Genomic DNA, 804 nt, shown 5'->3' with positions numbered 1-804 from the left:
AGAGGGTGTTTGAAAAGTCGGATGGGGTCAAAAATCATGCTAATCGCCTGACCATGATACGGATCATGGCGAGGTAAATGAGGGTTTCCGATGTTTCCGGCAACCGTTCGTAGTCTCGCACCAAGCGTCGGCATCCCATCAACCATCCAAAGGTCCGCTCGACCACCCAGCGTTTCTTCAGCAGGACAAACCCTTTGGTCTGCTGCGGTCGTAAGACGACCTCGACGATCCAGCGACAGGTATCCATCACCCACATCATGAAGGCGGGGCCGTCAAACCCTCCATCGGCCCAAATCAGATTTAGCCGGGCCATCGAGGCTCCCATTTCTTTAACTCGGGCAAGCACCTGCTTGCCGCCCTCTCGCACGGGCACATTGGCGGCGGTGACCAACACCCGTGCCACTAGGCCCAGCGTATCGACGACGGCGAACCGTTTGCGACCTTTAATCTTTTTACCCGCATCGTAGCCCACCGCCTCATGTACGAAGGCTGAACTTTTCACACTTTGGCTATCAATGACCGCCTCTGACGGCTGGGCGCGGCGGTCTTGCTCGATGCGTACCCATTCCCGCAGATGGTCATGAAGGGCGATCCAGGTGCCATCCTTCCGCCAGTTACGAAAGTAGGTATACACCGTTGGCCATGGCGGAAAGTCTCCCGGTAACGCCCGCCATTGCACGCCCTCGACGAGTAAATACAGGATGGCGTTGAGAATCTCCCATAAATCCACGCTTCGCGGACGGCCACCGGGCTTGGCGGCGGGCAGTAAATCACTCAGAAGTTCGTACTGGGCTCGGGTTAAGT

General features: G+C 57.0%; 1 protein-coding gene. It reads right to left on the bottom strand.

Features of this window, described 5'->3' with window-relative positions; genetic code table 11:
- Positions 1-34 precede the first annotated feature (34 nt).
- A partial coding sequence (locus VB780_RS14260; RefSeq protein ID WP_323351827.1) for an IS5 family transposase occupies positions 35-804 on the bottom strand: 770 nt, incomplete at its 5' end.

The organism is Leptolyngbya sp. CCNP1308 (assembly GCF_034932455.1).
Taxonomy (GTDB): domain Bacteria; phylum Cyanobacteriota; class Cyanobacteriia; order Phormidesmidales; family Phormidesmidaceae; genus Nodosilinea.
Note: the sequence above shows the minus strand (reverse complement) of the source record. Positions and strands in the feature narration are given on the sequence as shown.